An 18,583-nucleotide genomic window follows, 5' to 3' on the forward strand; every position below is an offset into this window, starting at 1 on the left:
CACTCGTTCTCACGGACCGTGACCTGCTGTTATTCAAGTTTGGGACACAATTCCCTGATCCGTGCAAGCTCCATCCATCATCTGAAATCATCATTCATCAAATTTCCCTGGCCTGGGTCCGCCTTGTGAAGGAATGGACGCTTGAGTATCGCGAGGATCCCGTCGTTTGATCCCCCCATGCGACTCGACCGTTACCTCATCCGCCGGGGCACCCATTCCGGTAAGGAAGTCGCACGGCTGCTGGCTGAACAATCCGTGCGGGTGGATGGGGAAATAGAGACCAGCGGCCTGCGGAAAATCGACCGTTTCAGCCGGATCGAGCTGGGTGATGAAATCCTGCAGGCACAGGAGGCGGTCTATCTCATGCTGCACAAGCCTGCCGGCTACCTCAGCGCGACGATCGATCCGCTCCATCCCACCGTCATCGACCTGATCAACCATCCCCTGAAAGACGAATTGCATCTCGCAGGGCGGCTGGACCGTGCAACGACCGGTCTGGTCCTGCTCACCAACGACGGACGCTGGTCGAAAGGCGTGACCGAACCGAAGGAAGAAATTTCCAAGGTTTACCGGGTGAAAACACGCGATCCCATTTCTCCGGCAACCGCCGCCATTTTCGCCGCCGGAATCTACTTCGCTTACGAGGACCTGACTACACGCCCTGCGGTGTTGGAAATTCTTGATGACCACCAGGCTCTGCTGACCCTCCACGAGGGGCGCTACCACCAGGTGAAGCGCATGTTCCACGCGGTGGGAAACCAGGTGGTGGGCTTGCACCGCGAAAGCATCGGGCCACTGGTGTTGGCACCACTGCCAGAGGGAGAGTATCGTCATCTGGCAAAAGATGAAATCTCGTATTTCATTCCAGATCATCCATCGCGGACCTTTACAGTCCGCCCCATTTGACGAACATGCGGGCATGAGATTCACCCGTATGCTCGCCCGTCTGGTCCCCGCCCTCGCCCTGACCCTCAACGCCACCGCCGCTCCCGATGCGAAGAAAGGAGGCAACCCGGTGTTCCCCGGATGGTATGCGGACCCGGAAGGCATCATCTTCGACAAGACCTACTGGATATTCCCGACCTTCTCCGCTCCATACGACCAGCAGATCCACTTCGACGCGTTTTCCTCCGACGATCTCGTGAAGTGGAAAAAGCACGAAAACATTCTCACCAACAAGGAGATCAAATGGGCGAACCGCGCGATGTGGGCACCGTCGATCATCAAGAAGGATGACAAGTATTTCCTCTTTTTCGGTGCGAACGACATTCAGAACGACGAACAACCGGGCGGCATCGGCATTGCCGTCGCAGACAAGCCGCAGGGTCCCTACAAGGACTACCTCGGCAAGCCGCTCGTCGACAAATTCCACAACGGCGCGCAACCCATCGACCAGTTCGTCTTCAGGGACGCCGATGGTTCGCACTACCTGATCTATGGCGGCTGGAGGCACTGCAACATCGCCAAGCTCAAGGACGACTTCACCGGCTTCATCCCCCAGGCGGACGGAACGATTTTCAAGGAAATCACCCCGCAGGGATACGTCGAGGGGCCGTTCATGTTCATCCGCGGCGGGAAATACTATTTCATGTGGTCGGAAGGCGGCTGGACCGGCCCGGACTACTGCGTAGCCTATGCCATCGCGGATTCCCCGTTCGGTCCCTTCAAACGGATCGCGAAGGTGCTCGAACAAGACCCGGCGATCGCCAACGGAGCGGGGCACCACTCGGTGATCCACGTGCCGGGCAAGGACCGCTGGTTCGCGGTCTATCACCGGCGTCCCATCACGGAGAAGGGCGCGAACTCGCGTGAGACGTGCATCGAGGAAATGTTCTTCGACGAAGAGGGCCATATCAAACCCATCAAGATCACCACCGAAGGGGTGAAGGCGCTGAAGATTGATTGACAGGGCCTTTCAGGGCGGGGTTGGCCACCGGCCAGCCCCTCTACCACCCTCCACCAAGGGCCCCGGCCCGGACTGATGACCACGGAAAAACCGGTGCGGCCGGTCACTTCGGCAGACCGCTCAGGATGCTTTCCCAACGTTTCCTGAAGGCCGTGCTGGTGGTCGACAACTGGACGGCGGCGTTCAGCGCGCGTTCGCGGTTTCCCGCAAGCCAGTCGAAGCAGATCGCATATTCGTGGCGGCGGAGCCGTTCCGGTTCACTCTTCGAGTTCTTCACGAAATAGCGGTGGAGATAGATGAGCGCGTCCGGCGAAAAGTCCTCCCATTTCGCAGGGCGTATCTGGCCATCCGTCCCGGTGACGGTGAGCATGCCGAGCACGGTGCTGGAAATCCTCCGCACGGTTTCGCCGGATTTCATGAGAAACTCGCCTTCCGCGGGTTCACGGGTGAGATCTGTCTCCAAATCCCCCAGGAAGACGGCACAGGCTTCCGTGACCATGATCAGCGAGGCGCGGGACGCTCCTTCCGGGTCGATCGTAAGAGATTTCAGATAGGCAACCCCTTCGGAAAATTGGCAATGTTTCGCGAATTCCTCGAGCTTGGCCAAGGGAGTTTTTTCATCCCCAGTGACCGGCTCCGGTTCAGCCTCCGGGGCGGCGGCCGGAAGGACGGCGGGTTTCGGATTTCTGAGGAGTTTGGCGTGTCTCGCGAGATCGAGCTGCCACGCCCTCACATCGAAGCGCGCGCGTCCCCGGGTTTTCAATTTGGCGAGGATGCCGTCGAGATCATTTCTCGCAGCCTCACAACCCGCCAGATCGGCGGGAAATTCCTCAAAAACAGGTGCCGTCAACGCCTGACGATCCTCCAGATATTCCCGTGCCAGGTTCTGATAGATGCCGAGCCACGATTCATCCGGAGAGATTTTCGCGGCGGCCACGGCGTCGAAAAAGACGCTCGCCTCCCCGGGCATGCCCTGTTCCCAATTTTTCAAACCCGCGAGCATCCATCCGATGACATGTGCCGCGTCGCCGGGGGAGAAATCAATATCCTTCGCAGGGATTCCCGGACGCTCGTCGATTTTTTCGAGCATGATCAGCAGTCCTGATGAAATTTTCCGCTCGTCAGGCAGGCCCGACGCATGGACGGCCGTCGCTTGTGCCCGCTCTTTCGCCGCGTTGGATTTTCCATCCAGAAGCAAGGCGAGCACGGCTTCGACTCCCGCCCAGGTCCGCGTGGGTTCCTGCAGCGACGGATTTTCGCTCAACGCGATGAATGCAGGAGCGGATTTCTCATAGTCCCGCGCTTCCGTGGCGGCCCGGGCCTCCCGGTAGCTCTTCGCGATTTCCACGGCTGCGGCGGGATTCGAGGATGGAACCGCAGGTGATGTCGTGGATGAGAGCGGCTTTTCCATGTCGCGGGCGGGTTCCTCGCGGGTGATCCACCAGATCCCTGCGGATGCGGCTCCCAACAACACCACAGCTGCGGCACCGAGAGTGACATACTCTCCCTGTTTTTTCTTCGCCCTCCGGCGTGCGGCGTTGGCGGACGACTCCGCGGAATCGGCGTTGCCCGATTTCAATCTTTTCAGAGCGCTCTCCAACTGGCCGATCATCTCGTCATACGACGCGTAACGGTCCCTCGGCTGATAGGCCATCGCGCGTTCGACGATCCGGCAGGTGCCTTCCGACAAGGTGGGGTCCGCGGTGCCGAGCGGGATGACCTGTTTCTTCGCCTCCCGCAGGATGTCCGTGGCCATCGTCTCCTCACCACAGGAAGGGTAACCCGCCAGGGCATGATAAAGGGTGGCGCCAAAAGCATAGATGTCCGAACGGAAATCCTCCGCATCCCCCTCGATGGTCTCCGGCGGAACATAGTACGGTGTCGCCCACAACTCCGCCGCCTTCGCTTTCCCCCCTTGCGTGACAAGAGCCAGTCCGAAGTCCACGAGCTTGGCGTGTCCCTCGGCGTCCAACAGGATGTTGCCGGGCTTCACGTCCCGATGGATCAGGCCCGCCGCGTGCGCGGCCTTCAGTCCTTGGGCGACCTGGATGGCGAGAGGAAGCATCTCGATTTCCGGGATCTTCCCGCGCTCGCGGATCTGGTGCTCGAAATGTCCGCCCGGAACGAGTTCCATGGCGATGTAGAAACGATCGAAGGATTTTCCCGTCCGCAGCACCCGCACGACATGGGGATGGCTGAACGAAGCCGTGATGCGCGCCTCCTCCTCGAAGGCCGCGATGCGCTTCTCATCCGCCGAGTAGTCCTCGCTGAGAATCTTCAACGCCACCTCGCGGTCGAGCGTGTTGTCGTGGGCGACGAAAACCATGCTCATGCCGCCCGCCGCGTGCCGGCGGACCAGCGTGTAGGGGCCGAATTCGCGTTTGACGCGCGTGTGTTTGCCGCAGGTCGGACACTCGACATTGGAAAATGGAGCGACAGCGGCGACGTTCATCGGGTTTCCACAGGAATGACAGTAGGCGATGATTTCGGTGCGCTCCGGCATGGGCATATGCTATCTACGCGATGGAGCCGTGGAAACTTGAAACTTGCGGCAGTTTTTCCTACGGAGAGAATCGCGACGTGGAAATCCAAGTCGAAGACAGTCCGGGCGAGCGCATCGATGCGTTTCTCGCCGCACGCCTCTCGGAGCTGTCGCGCTCGCGCATCCAGACCCTCATCCGCGAGCAATACATCCAGGTGAACGGACACCCGGCCAAACCGCGCGACTCCGTCAAGCTCGGCGACCGCATCACCATCGTTCTGCCGGAAGCGGTGCCGCTGGACAACGCCCCCCAGGACATCCCCCTGGACATCATTTTTGAAGACGACGACCTCGTGGTCCTGAACAAGGCGTCCGGGATGGTCGTCCACCCCGCTCCGGGCAATCCGGACGGCACGCTGGTGAACGCGCTGCTCCATCATTGCAAGGGCAGGCTCTCCGGCATCGGCGGAGTCGAGCGGCCGGGAATCGTCCATCGCCTGGACAAGGACACCTCCGGCTGCCTGGTTGTCGCGAAATCCGACGTCGCGCACCAATCGCTCGTGAACCAGTTTTCCGAACGCAGCACGATGGAGAAGCTCTACCTCGCCGTCGCCCAAGGCATCCCGAAACCGGAGAAAGACACTATCTTCACCCACATCGGCCGCCACCCGGTGAACCGCCAGAAGATGGCGGTCGTCAATCCACCCGGCGGGAAAACAGCCATCACCGACTACGAGATCCTCGCGACGGACGCCGCCACCCTCACCTCGCTGGTGCTCTGCCACCTCCACACCGGCCGCACCCACCAGATCCGCGTCCACATGCACCACAAGGGCACTCCGCTCGTCGGAGACCCGATCTACGGAAAACCCAGCAAGGCGTCGGAACAAACCGGCCGGCTCATGCTCCATGCGTGGCGGCTCGGCTTCCAGCACCCGGTCACGGGCAAGAACATGAAATTCGAAGCTCCCATCCCGCCGGAATACAACCAGTGGCTCGATCTCCCGGGTGGAAAAGCGCTTCCGCACCACTGAACAATCTCCCACATTCATCCTATGAACGACGATCTCCTTCCCGACCTTCTCGCGGCCATCGAGCAACAGCTTGTCTCACCCGAGACCCCTTATGTCTCCAACACACTCGACAGGCTTGTCGCGCTTGGCATCGAGGCCACCGAGGCGAAAACCCAGATCGCCCTCTGCCTCGGCGAGGAAATCGACAACATGAATGAGACGCGCAAACCTTTCAATGAAAAGGCCTACCGCGCGGCGTTGGATGAGCTGCCCTTTGAAGAAGAGAAAGACGGAGACCCGTCATGAAAATTCCTCGCCGGTCGAAGGTGAAAAAGGGCGACAATAAGGCCGCCATTTTTCAAATGGAAGTTCCGGCCCTGATGATCCGGCAACCCCGCTCCTGAAACCCACAGGCCTCCCGCCGTTCGCGAGGAATGGATTCCGCGCTCCCGGTGGCAGCTCGCTTCATTGGGATCAGGCGGCAGGCCTGGTGCGGGACATGGTCCACCCCATTCCTCCCAACAACGCACAGAGCACGATCGCCAGCCAGGCGATGCCATTGCCCGTTCGTTTCAGTTTCAGGTCGATGGACATCGGTCTTTCCCCCTTGGTCTGCACGCTGCGGCCGAATGTCAGTACGGTCCCCCGCTCGGGAAGGACGATGTCCAACGAGACCGGTGCGGGTTCCGCCGCGAGCTGCTGGGTGACGATGCGGTTCGCGATTTCCTTCAGCGCGGAGTTTTCGTCGGCGGTGTTGCCTTCGAAGAACCGGTTGAACTGCTTGGGATCGTAGTTGTAGTTGCCACGCAGCACCGGATTCGCCTCGACGGCCCGATCCAGTTGGGCGCGGTCCGCCTGGGGAGTCTCGCCACGGTTGTCCATCACCATCTTCTGGCGGCGGGTGTTGAGTCCGAGCACCGCCTGTTCGGTTTTCAACTCGCGGAGTTGGACACGTGCGTCCTCTCCGGACGCCGCGTCGAGTTGGTTGCTCCGCACGGCATTGCTGAAGGCCTGGCTCGCCTTCTCCTGATCGCCCGCGGCCAGCCAGCCGTTCGCCTGATCCAACAAGGCGACGGCGTTCCTGGAGTCGATCTGCTTCTTCGACTTCATGAACGACTGGTAATCCTCCAGGCGGAACCTGCCGCCGGCCGCCTGCTGTTTCAGATCGAAGTCTCCGCTGTGGGACTTCATCCGCCAGCCCTCCGGCACCAGCACACGCCATGTCAGGTTTTCCATCGGGACATTCAACAGGGGCCCTTCAAGCCGGGACTCCTTCGGGTTGGCCGCCGAATAGACAAACCTTACCGACGCCGGACGTCCGGCTTCCGGGGCGGGAAAAACATGGAACAACCAATCCTCGCCCGCCCTCACAAGTGTCGCGCCTTCGCCATTCACCAGCACATTGAACAGCGACGCACCTGCCGGGAGTTTCAGGCGAAGGGTCCCCTTCTCCACAACCTTCATTTTAAGATCCACGGCCGTCAGCACCACACCCTCGGGAGACATCAGGGTCGTCAGCTGTCCTTCCGAGACACGGAGCTTGTGAATATCCGCCAGTTCGTGGCGCTTCAGCGTGACCGGCAGCGATCCCTCCGGATCCGCCACGCGGAAAGCCATCGCCGGAGCGACCGTGCCCGCGGCCTGGCCGAGCGTCGCCTGCACCACCGCCCAGTCCGATTTCTGCCAACCACGTGGCGGGTTTCCGGCGACGAGTTCAAGCCGTCCGCCAGCACGGATGGCCGCGAAATAGGTCGTCTGGTTGACCTGTTGCAAGACCAGCGGTTCGATCATCTCCACACCGGTTTCCTTTCCGGCACGTTGGTATTCCAGTTCCACGTTCGCATCCCCCGCGACGCCGCGTTGGAAGCGGATCTCCCACAATCCCGGCTCTCCTTCCACCGGCACAAGCCCGGCCACGCTGGAGCCGCTCGCGCGCACCGTGGCGGCCGCGGTCTCGTCCAGTCCCGGAATGCGGACGCGCAATGATTTCACCGATGCGTTTTCGATCTTGTAGCCGATGACCACACGGCTCAACAGCTGTCCTTCCCGCAGGGTGGATTCGTGGAAAACCTGCGCCGTCACCCATGGGTTCAGCCTGCTGATCGAGAGGCCGAGCGACCAATCCCCCTGCAGCAACCGATAGGCAAGCGCACCCGGACGCTTCGCTGCTTGTGCGGATTCCTTCGGTGCTTCCGACAGCTCTCGGGATTCCATTTGCGAAACGTGATTCCTTCCGGTCACACGAACCTGAAGCCCCCTCTCAGGCACCACCGTGAGGACACCGGTCTCGCGTGAGGCGCCCCGCAGGGAAATCCGGGGCACCTGCCAGTCATCCTGATTGCCCGGCGGACGGGCTGTCAGGGTCAGGTTGAACGCACGCCTGCCGATGGTTTTCCCGGCCAGGTGAAGGCTTACCGTGCGTTTGTCTTCGCTGGCCGACCAATGGCTGAGGCTCTCGCCGGTGACGGTCTCGACTTCCAGGCCATCCGGAACCGCAACCTCAAGCCGGAACACCCCGGACCGGGTGATGGTCACATTCAAATCAGTGGAAACCACCAGCCGGTCCTCCCCGAGCGAAACCAGTTGCCAGGTTTCCGCACGGAGTTCCGGAGCGACAGGAGACACGCGGACACGGGCACCAACCTCACCCGAGCCATAGCGGAAAACATGCTGCATGACGACCAGCGGATTCCCCTCGGCATCGCGTGGCAGCAAGGTATCCGTGAAATCTTCCGGATTCACCCGCGACAGCCCTGTCACATCAACAGACTCCGGCTGTGCGTCCTCGCCGAACGCCAGCGCGAGGAAACCGATTTCTCCCCCCGCTTCCTCCACCCGCAGTGGCTCGAGCTGCAGGTCCAGCGGCAGACTTCCTGTTCCACGCTGGGTCTCGACCGTCAGCGAAAAAGCCCTCTCCTGTGCAGGCTCCACGGACACGCGCAGCTCGCGTTTTTCCGGATCGAACCGCCACGCTCCTGCCGGCCCTTCGATGACATCGCTCACCGTGAAACCCTCCGGCACCGTCACCAGCAGCGAAGCCACCCGCCCTTGGGCAGGCCTTATGGAGATCTTATGACGACCGTTCACCACACCGGGTCCCGGCAGATAAAGATTGGATACCTCCGAGAAGAAACGCGTTGCCTCCGTGGCAACATCGCGTTGCTTCGGCCTTGCCTGCACGGTCACGGGGTCGGCGGGTCCGAGCACCATCACGGCCCCGCTCTCATCAACGCCAAGTCCGGCGGGCGCTTCCACCTTCGCGGCACCGGCTGAAAAAAATTCCCATCCGGGTTGGTCCCAACGAAGTGTGACCTGCCGCATCGCGGCGGGGCCCGCGGGTATCCCCCATGCTTTGGCGGGATCGGCAAGCGGCATTTCAAACGAGGATTCCCCCGTCAGGCGTCCGTCCTTTTCGGCGACAAGGAAATACACGCCCTGCTCCTTGACCACCCGCAACCCCTCGCCCTCGAAACCGCGCAACACCGCCGGGGAACGGAGGAAAAGAAACCTCTCGCCCGCCTCCGCACGCACGCAGACCTCAACGGTTCCTTGCAATCGCCCCTCCCGGATCCTCCAGTCGTGAACCATGGATTCGGCAGGTTTGAGCGAGGGTGTCTTCTCGGCCCGGGCGTCGCCCAGGCCGATAACCGTCAGACAAACCACCATGGCGGATACCGCCACTCCTTTCCCGCGCATCATCTTGAGGATTTCCGGCAGCAGCCACACCACAGCGACCAGCGCGGCCATGGCAAAGAACAATGGCGCGCCACCACGGACCATCAGGGTCGCGGCGGCGATCAACGTGACACCCGCCGCGCGCCAACCATTCCCACCCAGAAATGCTCCACACGCGACGAGTCCGATACCCGCCAGGAACAACGCCCACATCCCCCACCCTGCGGACGCCTGCCACGGGGTGAGGTTTCCGACCACCACCGACACCACATGCCCCGGAGACATGACCGGCACGGAGTACTCCAATGGGGCGGAGGAACCGGTTGCCGAGCCGGGCGAGGACATCGCGGCAATACCCGCAACGGCAATGAAAACCACACCCGCCAAAAGCGACAACCGACGTGCGGCGAGCGACCTCCCGGCACTGCCCGCGGCCACCGACACCAGCGCGGCAAGAATCAGCCCACCTACCATGAGTGGATTCCGTGCGAGCCAGCTCCAGCCATTTTCCGCAAGCCCGGAGCGCAGGAGCTCCGCGGTCCCTCCGCGCGGAACGAGCTGGCGGCCATCGTCTCCGGTCACGCGCCACTCGCCGATGATGACCGGAGCCTCCAGAAGCGGAGCGGCGAGTTCCACCTCCTTCTCTTCGCCCGCCGCACCGTAGCGCAGGCTGATTTCGACGGCCTCGTTGGGATCTGTCTTTGGCGGCAGCGGGATGAGGGTGGCCCCACCGTCGTTCTGGGCATTCACCGCTCCTCCGTTCACCCGTGCGTCCCACAACACCGCACCAGGCGGCAGAGTGGTGCGCAAGGTGGTGCGGCCGCGGGATTTCACGAAGAATCCGGCATCCGTCACCCATTGGCCGTCGCGGGAAATCTTGCTCTCGAGCTTCATGAAATCGACCGACTGTTCCACGGTGTTTCCTGGTTCGAACCATTCGACCTTCATGCCGATCCTGAAGTCCCGCGCCGTGTATTGCCACGCCCCGAGACTCGGAGCGCTGCTGAGCAGGCGGAACTCGGCGGGCAGTTCGCTCGCATCGATCTCCAGCAGAGAACCTTCGCCCACAGGCTTTTCAAATTTCACCTGAAGCGGGCTGACGACATGGATGTAGCCGCGTTCCGCCTGCACTCCGAGCGGACTCACAACACCGGGAGAAAGATCCCCGCCCCGCTCGCTCATGGGCTGCTCGAAGGTGAGGAGCACCGTGCCGGTTCCCAACAGCGGACGTGAAAGCGGCACGATGACCGTATCCCCCTCGCGCCTCCAGTCTCGGCTGACGTATTGTCCCGTGACATCGATATTGCCGATACCCGGTGGCACGGAGATGCGCCACTCGCTGGCGGGGGCGCCGACGACGAAGTAGTTCACCAGCACGCTGCCATACACGGCTCCCGCCTTGAGCGAGTAGAGATGGAAGACGTCCGCCTGCAGGCTCTGGCCAAGCGCCTTCGCATCCAGCGAAACCTGCCATAGACCTTCCCTCAAACGGAACGCCTGCTGTAATCCGCCTGTTTTCTTGGGAAAAAACGTGACCGGCACTTCTGCGACGCCTGCGGTTTTCCCGATGTCCAGCCGGTATCCGGCAGCCGCGATCGCTCCGACGTAGCCGCGTCGGGATTTCGCGCCGGGAAACCCCAGGGCCGGAAGGTCCCACACGCCCGCCTTCGCCGCTTCATTCTTCTCCAACCGCACGGCGACAAGCTGCCGCTCCGCCACCGCTTGCTTGAAAAGGATCTTCAGGCGACGCCTGCCATCCTTCTCCTCGCTGGCCACCGCATAGTCCGCGACCTGCGCCCCGGTCACGGAAGCCACTGCGTGGTCCGACGGGATCTCCATTTCCCACTCGCGCAGCGGTGCCTCGCGGATGTCCAGTTCGATGTCCGCCGTGATTTTCCGATCCGTCTCCGCGAGTTCGTAAACGGTGACTTCCGTAACGGAAACCTCGGGCAACACCTGGTTCGCCGAAACCGAATAACCGTAGTCCGCCGAGGGGAAGCGATAGACGAACACCTGGCGCAGGGTATCATCCACACCACCCGGGAATTGTCCGGGGGCGAGCTGGATGAGGCCTGTAGCCTCGGCAACCTCGATCCTGACCGCACCGTCGTTCGCCACCCGCAGGGCTCCGCTGTGACGGAGAGATCCCTGAGGAAGCATGCGCAGCGCCCCGGACTTCACCGGGAACCCTCCAAGAGCGGCCTGCGCCTCAATGATGATGCGCCCGGTTCCTTCGATAGGACGGCTCAGCCTCACCTCCAGCCGGCGCGCACCCGCTTCCTCCACCACCTTCCAGCCAAGTACGGGATCCCCCGTAACCGCGAGGATTTCACCCGGCCCCTCCAATCTGACATTGAGCTCCCGGATCTCTCCCTGCAACACGCGCAGGTCGAGCGTGGTGAGCTGGCGCATCAGCCCGCTGCCAACCCGCACGTCGCTGGATTCCGTGCTTGAAAAAAACAGCGCGCCCGCCGCCACCTCCCCCGCCGCCCTCCATGCGGCTGATGCCGCGCCGTCCGCGGGAAGGAAACCACGCCACTGGCCCCGCTCATGCTCCGGGACTACCGACAGGCTGCGGTCAAAGGTCACGGACTCCGCCAAACCCGTGATGCCGACGGGGACGACAGTCCCGGCGGGAACCTTGAAATCCAACGTGCGCCAGTCTCCGCGTGATTTAACGGGAACCACGAAATCCAACACCACGGGAAAATCGCCACCCCGTTCGGTGACGAGGTTGTATCCCGCTTTGTCCAACTCCACATGCCAGCCTTCTCCGGAAATGTTTCCTGAGAGCGCCACTCCCTCGATCAACCGGGTTTTCACACCTTCCGTTCCGGCCCTTGCGAGGGTTTCCAGACGGAATGAAACGCTGTTTCCATCGGCAGCGAGCAAGCCGGTCAATTTGGTGTCCGTCAATTCGATATCCGGAGAGATGAAGCCGGCGGGAGAGGTGGCGAATTCCAATGACGCCACACCATGGCCGAGAAACTGGTGAACCTTACCCTGCTCCACAGGAACCAATCCTTCCGCCCTGCCGATGCGGAGTTCCGTTCCTTCATCGGCTGCCAGGACGACCTTCAGTGAAAATCCGGTGGCGGAGCCGGGCGCGGGCAAAAGCAACGCATTCGTCGGTCTTACGGCTTTCGCCCGGGTTTTCACGATGACCTGCAAGGCGGTTGGTGGATTTTCAGTATCAATGACCGGCCGCAGATCCAGGAAACGCGCGCCATCCCCCTCCACCCTGACGGACCAGTCCCGCAGTCCGTCCCCGGTAACGGACGCAACCTCGCCATTGCCGGAAAGAGCGAGAGTGAGGGTTTCCGCCTTCCCTTGGTGGATCTTGAAATCGATCCGCTGCTCGCTGGTGATGGTCTCCGGACCGGCCTGTGCCTTCACCTCCGCGGCCACGGAAAAAAAGAGCGGCACCGGCTTGGGTGCGGTCGTCGGGAGATCACCGATAGGAAGCACGACAAAACGCTTGTCCGGTTCTTGGGCGGTTGAGATGGCTGCGAGCGCCGCGCAGCATATGGGCACGAGGGTACGCTGAAGGAACGTTTTCATGGATTGTGTTTTCTAACCCGGCCAGAAGGGCCGGTGGGTAAATGATGTGTAAAGAATCGGAGCGCGGGATTCATCCCGCGCGGGCGGGTGAGACCCATGCCTCGCTGAGGACGTTTTATCCAACCGCAGCCGGACGCGGATGAACTCAAATAGAGAGAAGATACAAGCGTTGCTGCCGGGCAATGATTCCGGCCTTTGATATGCTTGCGACAAAGGTTCGACGTATCGGTTCCCTGCCGTTCGCGCTAATTGTCTGTTCCATGTGATCTTCTTCGATCTGTGTTCATCCGCGTCCACCCGCGGTTGATACAAATGGTGCGGTTGGCATCATGAGATTTCATTGGGAAACGATATTCTTCCGGGCTCCTGAGACTTCGCGAGGAATGAATTCCGCGCTCCAATTGTTATTTGAGAGCTTCGATGACCCGCAGCATTTCGGTGACGCGGGGAGCGCTGCCGTAGAACTGTCTGACGAAGGCGGCGGAGCCGGAAAGTTGGTTGAAATCAATGGCGGTGGCGAGCGGGCCGCCACGGAGTTTTTCGGCGGCGAGCATGGACAACCCGGCGAGTTGCATGGATGGCGTGGCGCGGTCAAAGGCGCTAGCTTTGGTGTCATAGGGAAGTGTCCAACCGCGCTCGACCATTTCTCCGCTGTTCGTGTCCCTGAAGCGCACGCTGATTTCGCCGATCTCACCGCGTCCCTCGGCAAGCGGTTCCACCTGATAGATGGCCACGCCCGCCTCGTCGGCGGCGAGTTCCGCCGCGTCCACGGAGTCGTTACGGAAGTCCTCGGTCTTCAACCGGTCTTTCTCGAAGCCGATGAGCTTGTATCTCCCGACACGCTGCGGATTGAAGATCACCTGGATTTTCACATTTTCCGCGGCAGGGCGGAAAGCGCCTGCGAGCTGGCGGGCGAAGCTGTTGCTTTCACCACCGACCACGTAGTAGCGACCGTTCCCGTTGCGGGCGAGCTCGCTGAGGAGCCTGTCATTCAAGCCATCCGCGCCGATGCCAGCGATATCGAAGGCGATGCCCTTCTGGCGCAGGACCTTCACCTGCTCCGCGAGGCGCTCCGGCTTGGCATCGCCGAGATTCGCAGCGCCATCGGTGAAGAGCACGATGCGGTTCTGCGCCCCGGCGAGCTGGTGGCGGGTGGCGAGTTGCGCACCGAGTTTCATCGCTTCTTCCAGATTCGTACCGCCCTCGCTGGCGGTCTGGTTGACGAGCTTGCCAAGCTCCGCCGCCTGATCCCCCGCCATGCCATCCGCAAGCAGACGGGGTGTGCGGGAAAAACCGATGACGGTGACCAGGTCCGCTTTTGTCAGGAGGCTTCCGAGCTGGGCGAGCGCCTGTTCCATCGCGGCACGGCGGTCGTCCCTCACCATGGAACCGGATTGATCGACGAGCAAGGTCAGGCGCAGGGGCTGCGCGGCACTGCGACCGGTGGAACCCGTGCGGACCGCGACGCGGACGAGATTTCTCCCCGGAATGAAGGGATGGGCGGCCTGCTCGATGACGGCGGAGACAGGTTCGTTCGCTGATGGAGCAGGGTCGCCGTAATCCACGGCATTGTAGAACTGCTCCGGCTTGATGCCTGCGGGATCGGGGCGTTCTCCTTTCGCAAGAGCAGCCTTGGCGAGTTGGAACGAGGCGTCGTTTATGTTTAGTGAAAAGGTGGAGTAGGGATTCTCCGCAGCCGGGGTTTCCTCAATGGGAGGACCGCTTGAAGAGTCCGCCTCGGAAGGCGCGGCCGGCTCCGCGGGACGGAGATCCCCGGCATCCTCAGCAAGCTCGCCAGCGATTACGGAATTCCGTCCTATCTCCGACAGCGGATAATTTGTCTCCTGCGTATGCCCGGCGGTTGTCTCAACCGTGCCATACATTCTCTTCAGCGCCTCAAGATCGCCTTGGGACACTCCTCCGATGGGTGGCGAAGTGTCATCGTCATATGTCACATCATTATGGCTTCCTCCCACATTATAAAGATCGCTACCAAGGCCATCCACATTCTTTTGGCGTTCTGCGGTCAGACCTATTTCGCGGGCAGTCGTTTGGGCAGCTTCGAAATCGCGGATCACCTCCTTCTGCACCAGATCGCTTGATTTTTTGGCAGGTTCGGGGGAAGCGGGATTTATGGGTTGCCTGGAGGAGAGAACGGCGGGAACTGAAGCCGCCCCGGACTTTGTTCCACTCCTTGTTTCAGCCGATTGCGCAGGAGCGAACGAATCCACCACCCCAGGCGAGACCGAGTCGTCCGCGAGGGATTCCATCTGTGATCCCGCGCCTGACCGTCCGGCAGGAGGAACATGAGCCAGGTCTGTTCCCGCCGAATCTGTGAACGCGTCCACAGGTGGCGATTCCCTCTCCTTGGAACCGGCGATTTGCGGGAGCGCAAGGCTGTCTGGCACCGCAGGCGTGGCAGGGTCCTGCGGTCCAGATCGCTTGGCGCGCTGTTCGTATCTGGCGGTTGTATTAAGATTCAGAGTCATCCCGGTCCCAGGTGAGACAGCCGGCTGGGATCCGGTATCCGGCTTTTCCGATTTCGCAAGAAGTTCGGATTCTCCATGAATGGTGATCGCGTCGTGCGACATCTTCAAGGTGGCCTCGGCGACGGTTTTCCTGAGTTTCATGGATTCCAACAGCCGCTGGCTCGACTCCAGCTCACGCTTGGCATCGACATAATCGTGACCGGAAAGTCCACGGTTGATGGCTTCCTCCCCAACCGTGTTTTTCGTCATTTCAGCGTTCTTCAAGGTGTTGGCCGCGATGTCCAGCTTGGTCTCCAGGCTTTCCTTGATTTTGGCGACCCCTTCGTCCATCCGCGTCTTCATGGCATGGACCTGCTCCTCAGCGGCTTTCATGTCCGGATGATCGCTTCCCAATCCAGAGAGTTTGAGGGCTTCCAAATCCCTCTGCGCTTCCATGTATTTCGGATAGTCCGATTTGATCGCATTATCCGGCAGATCCAGTCCTGCCGCAGTCACCATGAGCTGGTCGGAATCGATTCTCCGGAGACTGTCGATCTGCGACTCCAGTTGCATCTTGTCCTTCCGAACCTGATTGTAGGTCTCCAGCGCGTCTCTGGCACTTTTTTCCTCCGCCTCACCAGTGCCATAGTAGGAATCCTGGCCACGGTAGATGATTCCCTTGGTCTTTGAAATGGTGGCCAGGAGCTTGCGGTTGTCCTCCACCACGTCTTCCTGGTCGCGGATGGCCTTGGTCAGCGCGGCCATTTCCTTCTCCGCCTCACGTGCTGCCTTTTCCGCACGATCGGACTGGTAAGCGCGCGCCACTGCCGACTCATGCTTCCATGGCTCCAGACGGATGACGAACAGCGAGATCGCGACGCAGGCGGCGATGGCGGACAACACCCGGAGACCGTTGCGTCTGACGCGCCCCGCTTCCGGCGATGAGGCGGCGGGCGGGATTTTCTCCTCGCCGAAGATATCATCAAGAATCCTGCGCTTCTCCTCCGGAAGTTTCCAAGAGAGATCAGGCTCGGAGGCTTCCGACTCGGTGAGCAAGCCGTGAAGCTCGCGCATGCGGCGGCGGAAAACCAGCAGTTCGGGGCGTTCCTCGCAGAGACGCTCGAGTTCGGCGGCCTCGAAGGCCGAGGCCTCACCCAGCACCCAGGAGACGATGCGGGCTTCGACGGATCCGTCGTTCCCTGCATCGGGTGGGGTTGGAGGTTCTTCATTCATGGTGATTGGAAATTTGGAAGTTTGTGATTTTGAAAGGATCAGCCGTCGATGGTCTCGACGCCGAGGCGGCGGAGGGAATCGGCAAGATTTTTCAAGGCGTGGTGGAGCTTGTAGCCGACGTTGCTGACACTGAGGCCGGTGCGTTGGCTGATCTGGTCATATTTCAGACCTTCGTGGTATTTGAGCGAGATCAGATTGCGGTCGTCTTCATGGAGTTCCGCGACGAGGAGCTGGAGGGTGCCGATGGCTTCGAGTTTTCCGAGAGTCTGTTCCGGACCCGGGGAGGTGCTTTGGAGTTCGTGGTCTTCGGAAATGGGAATTTCGCGTTTGTGATCCCGGATATGGCTGAGGGCGAGGTTTCTGACACAGCGGAACAACCATGCCCTCGGGTGGGTCACTTCGTCCCAATGGGCGTGGAGTTTTACAAACGCATCCTGAACGAGGTCTTCCGCCGTTTCCCGCTGTCCCACGAGACCGTAGGCAAAACGGAGCAACGGCGACTCCTCCGTCGCGAAAACCTCGCGTATCGTCGGCCGGATCTCCGCGGGTGGGTCCGGCTGTCGGAAGGAAACCACCGGGGCGCACCCGATATCGGCCTCAGGACAGGCGTTGGCGGCGAGGGTTTCCATGAATCGTTGGAGGCGGGGTCATGCTTTCATGTATCAAGACACGGATGTCGGGAAATCCTTAGAAAATTTCCATCAATTTCCCGAAATGAATTTCCGCCGCCGTTTGGCTTGTCATGAATTGGCGCGGCACACAGCCTCGCCGCTCATGAAACGAGTGATCATCCACACCGACGGCGGCTGCAAGGGAAACCCGGGGCCCGGCGGATACGGCGTGGTGCTGGTGTGCGGGAAACACCGCAAGGAGATGTCCGCCGGCTACCGCCTGACCACCAACAACCGGATGGAGCTGCGCGCGGCCATCGTGGCGCTGCAATGCCTGAGCGAGCCCTGCGAGGTGGAGCTGCACTCCGACTCCAAATATGTGATCGACGCGATGTCGAAGAAATGGATCGCCGGCTGGCAGAAACGCGGCTGGGTGAAGGCGGACAAGCAACCGGTGAAAAACCAGGACCTGTGGCAGATGCTGGTTGCCGCCGCCGCACCACACAAGATGGACTGGCGCTGGGTGAAGGGGCACGCGGGCCATAAGGAAAACGAGCGGTGCGACGAGCTTGGCAATATCGCGGTGGCGGGCAGGAACCTGCTGGAGGATGTGGGATTCGAAACCGCCCGTGGCTAGATGGAGCAGGCAGGCAAATCACGCTGGGTGGCGAGATGCGGGATTTTCGGCGACGTGCCGACCCGCCTGATGCTGCACACCCTGCGGGTGTTGCCGTGGTTTTTGGAACCCGTCCTCATCGCCTTCTGGACATCTGTTTTTTTCGGCGTCGCCAAGGATCAGAGGCGGGCGGTGGCGGGAAACCTGCGGGCGTTGTTTCCCCAATGGAGCGGGATGCGGGCGACAGCAGGGGCGTGGCAGGTGTTCTGGAATTTCGCCCTGACCTACGTGGACGCCCAGCGCTGCGAAACAGGCACCGGTGCCGTCGACTGGGTCGTGGACGGGCTTGCCTCGCTGGAGGATCTGGCGAAGCGGGAGGAAGGTTGCATCATTCTCACGGCACACATGGGGAATTACGACCTCGCCGCTCCGATGTTCGCCTCACGCTTCAACCGCACGCTCTACACGGTGCGCGCTCCGGAGCGGGAACCGGAAACACAGATGCTGCGCGAGACGGAAATCCGCCGCCGGGAGGCGCTGACCCCGAACTTCCGCACGCTTTACAATCAGGAAGGCAATTTGCTCGGCATCGAGCTTTCCCGATTGCTGGGCGAGGGAAACGTTGTGGCGGTGCAGGGAGACCGGGTGATCTTCGATGTCTCGCCGATGGTGGTGGAGGTGGAGTCCGGACTGACCATGCGTCTGCCGAAGGGACCGCTTTTCCTCGCCAGGGCCACGGGCGCGCCTTGTTTCCCGCTTTTCATCGTCCGCGATGGCTGGCGGCGTTACCGGGTCATCGTGCTGCCTGAAATGGAGCTGCCGCCGAGGAAACGCGGGGACGACGACGAAGCGGCGAAAGTCTGGGCGGGAACGATTCTCAACATCGTGCGCCGGCATTGGCGGCAGTGGTATGTCTTCGAACCACTTCTCGAAAAGAGAGCCCCGCACGTTGACCGGCCAGTCTGACCAATGGCCGGAAACACTTCCGTTCAACCTCACATCTTCCCTTCCATCATTG

10 protein-coding genes are annotated in these 18,583 nt (G+C 61.3%); 6 read left to right on the forward strand and 4 right to left on the reverse strand.

The window, feature by feature from the left end:
- The first annotated feature begins 177 nt into the window (after window positions 1-177).
- Together JIN84_RS19505 and JIN84_RS19510 are read left to right on the forward strand one after the other, a co-directional pair.
- Window positions 178-906, forward strand: coding sequence for a pseudouridine synthase (locus JIN84_RS19505; protein ID WP_200352746.1), 729 nt, complete (start codon window positions 178-180; stop codon window positions 904-906).
- Window positions 907-919: 13 nt separating this feature from the next.
- The gene (locus JIN84_RS19510) at window positions 920-1,906 is read left to right on the forward strand and encodes a glycoside hydrolase family 43 protein (RefSeq protein ID WP_200352747.1); all 987 of its coding nucleotides are present in this window, start codon (window positions 920-922) and stop codon (window positions 1,904-1,906) included.
- Between the two features lie 103 nt (window positions 1,907-2,009).
- Here the strand turns inward: JIN84_RS19510 and JIN84_RS19515 are convergent, their stop codons facing one another.
- On the reverse strand, window positions 2,010-4,409 hold the full coding sequence (locus JIN84_RS19515) for a serine/threonine-protein kinase (protein WP_200352748.1): 2,400 nt from the start codon (window positions 4,407-4,409) through the stop codon (window positions 2,010-2,012).
- A 77-nt stretch (window positions 4,410-4,486) separates the two neighbouring features.
- Between JIN84_RS19515 and JIN84_RS19520 the strand changes: the two genes are divergently transcribed.
- Window positions 4,487-5,422, forward strand: a complete 936-nt coding sequence (locus JIN84_RS19520) for an RluA family pseudouridine synthase (RefSeq protein WP_200352749.1) — start codon at window positions 4,487-4,489, stop codon at window positions 5,420-5,422.
- Window positions 5,423-5,443: 21 nt separating this feature from the next.
- On the forward strand, window positions 5,444-5,707 hold the full coding sequence (locus tag JIN84_RS19525; protein WP_200352750.1) for a hypothetical protein: 264 nt from the start codon (window positions 5,444-5,446) through the stop codon (window positions 5,705-5,707).
- 168 nt (window positions 5,708-5,875) lie between these two features.
- Here JIN84_RS19525 and JIN84_RS19530 read toward each other — a convergent pair whose 3' ends face one another.
- The 3 genes from JIN84_RS19530 to JIN84_RS19540 all read right to left on the reverse strand — a co-directional run bounded on the left by JIN84_RS19530 (window position 5,876) and on the right by JIN84_RS19540 (window position 16,967).
- Window positions 5,876-12,637 (reverse strand): hypothetical protein, encoded by a 6,762-nt coding sequence (locus JIN84_RS19530; RefSeq protein ID WP_200352751.1) that lies wholly within the window; start codon window positions 12,635-12,637, stop codon window positions 5,876-5,878.
- A gap of 404 nt (window positions 12,638-13,041) precedes the next feature.
- Entirely contained in the window at window positions 13,042-16,338 is a 3,297-nt protein-coding gene (locus tag JIN84_RS19535; protein ID WP_200352752.1) for a YfbK domain-containing protein, read from the reverse strand.
- Between the two features lie 38 nt (window positions 16,339-16,376).
- Window positions 16,377-16,967 (reverse strand): RNA polymerase sigma factor, encoded by a 591-nt coding sequence (locus JIN84_RS19540; RefSeq protein ID WP_200352753.1) that lies wholly within the window; start codon window positions 16,965-16,967, stop codon window positions 16,377-16,379.
- 145 nt (window positions 16,968-17,112) lie between these two features.
- Here JIN84_RS19540 and rnhA point away from each other — a divergent pair, with 145 nt between their 5' ends.
- On the forward strand, window positions 17,113-17,586 hold the full coding sequence (gene rnhA / locus JIN84_RS19545; protein WP_234043576.1) for a ribonuclease HI: 474 nt from the start codon (window positions 17,113-17,115) through the stop codon (window positions 17,584-17,586).
- Window positions 17,587-17,640: 54 nt separating this feature from the next.
- Entirely contained in the window at window positions 17,641-18,531 is an 891-nt protein-coding gene (locus JIN84_RS19550) for a lysophospholipid acyltransferase family protein (protein WP_200352755.1), read from the forward strand.
- The last annotated feature ends 52 nt before the right edge of the window (window positions 18,532-18,583 follow it).

This window comes from Luteolibacter yonseiensis, assembly GCF_016595465.1.
GTDB classification, from domain to species: Bacteria; Verrucomicrobiota; Verrucomicrobiia; order Verrucomicrobiales; family Akkermansiaceae; genus Luteolibacter; species Luteolibacter yonseiensis.

Bases quoted from the DNA above. Each gene is read 5' to 3' on its own strand.
- JIN84_RS19530 (WP_200352751.1), bottom strand. From the start codon at position 12,637: ATGAAAACGTTCCTTCAGCGTACCCTCGTGCCCATATGCTGCGCGGCG.
- JIN84_RS19535 (WP_200352752.1), bottom strand. From the start codon at position 16,338: ATGAATGAAGAACCTCCAACCCCACCCGATGCAGGGAACGACGGATCC.
- JIN84_RS19505 (WP_200352746.1), top strand. From the start codon at position 178: ATGCGACTCGACCGTTACCTCATCCGCCGGGGCACCCATTCCGGTAAG.
- JIN84_RS19510 (WP_200352747.1), top strand. From the start codon at position 920: ATGAGATTCACCCGTATGCTCGCCCGTCTGGTCCCCGCCCTCGCCCTG.
- JIN84_RS19540 (WP_200352753.1), bottom strand. From the start codon at position 16,967: ATGGAAACCCTCGCCGCCAACGCCTGTCCTGAGGCCGATATCGGGTGC.
- JIN84_RS19515 (WP_200352748.1), bottom strand. From the start codon at position 4,409: ATGCCGGAGCGCACCGAAATCATCGCCTACTGTCATTCCTGTGGAAAC.
- rnhA (WP_234043576.1), top strand. From the start codon at position 17,113: ATGAAACGAGTGATCATCCACACCGACGGCGGCTGCAAGGGAAACCCG.
- JIN84_RS19525 (WP_200352750.1), top strand. From the start codon at position 5,444: ATGAACGACGATCTCCTTCCCGACCTTCTCGCGGCCATCGAGCAACAG.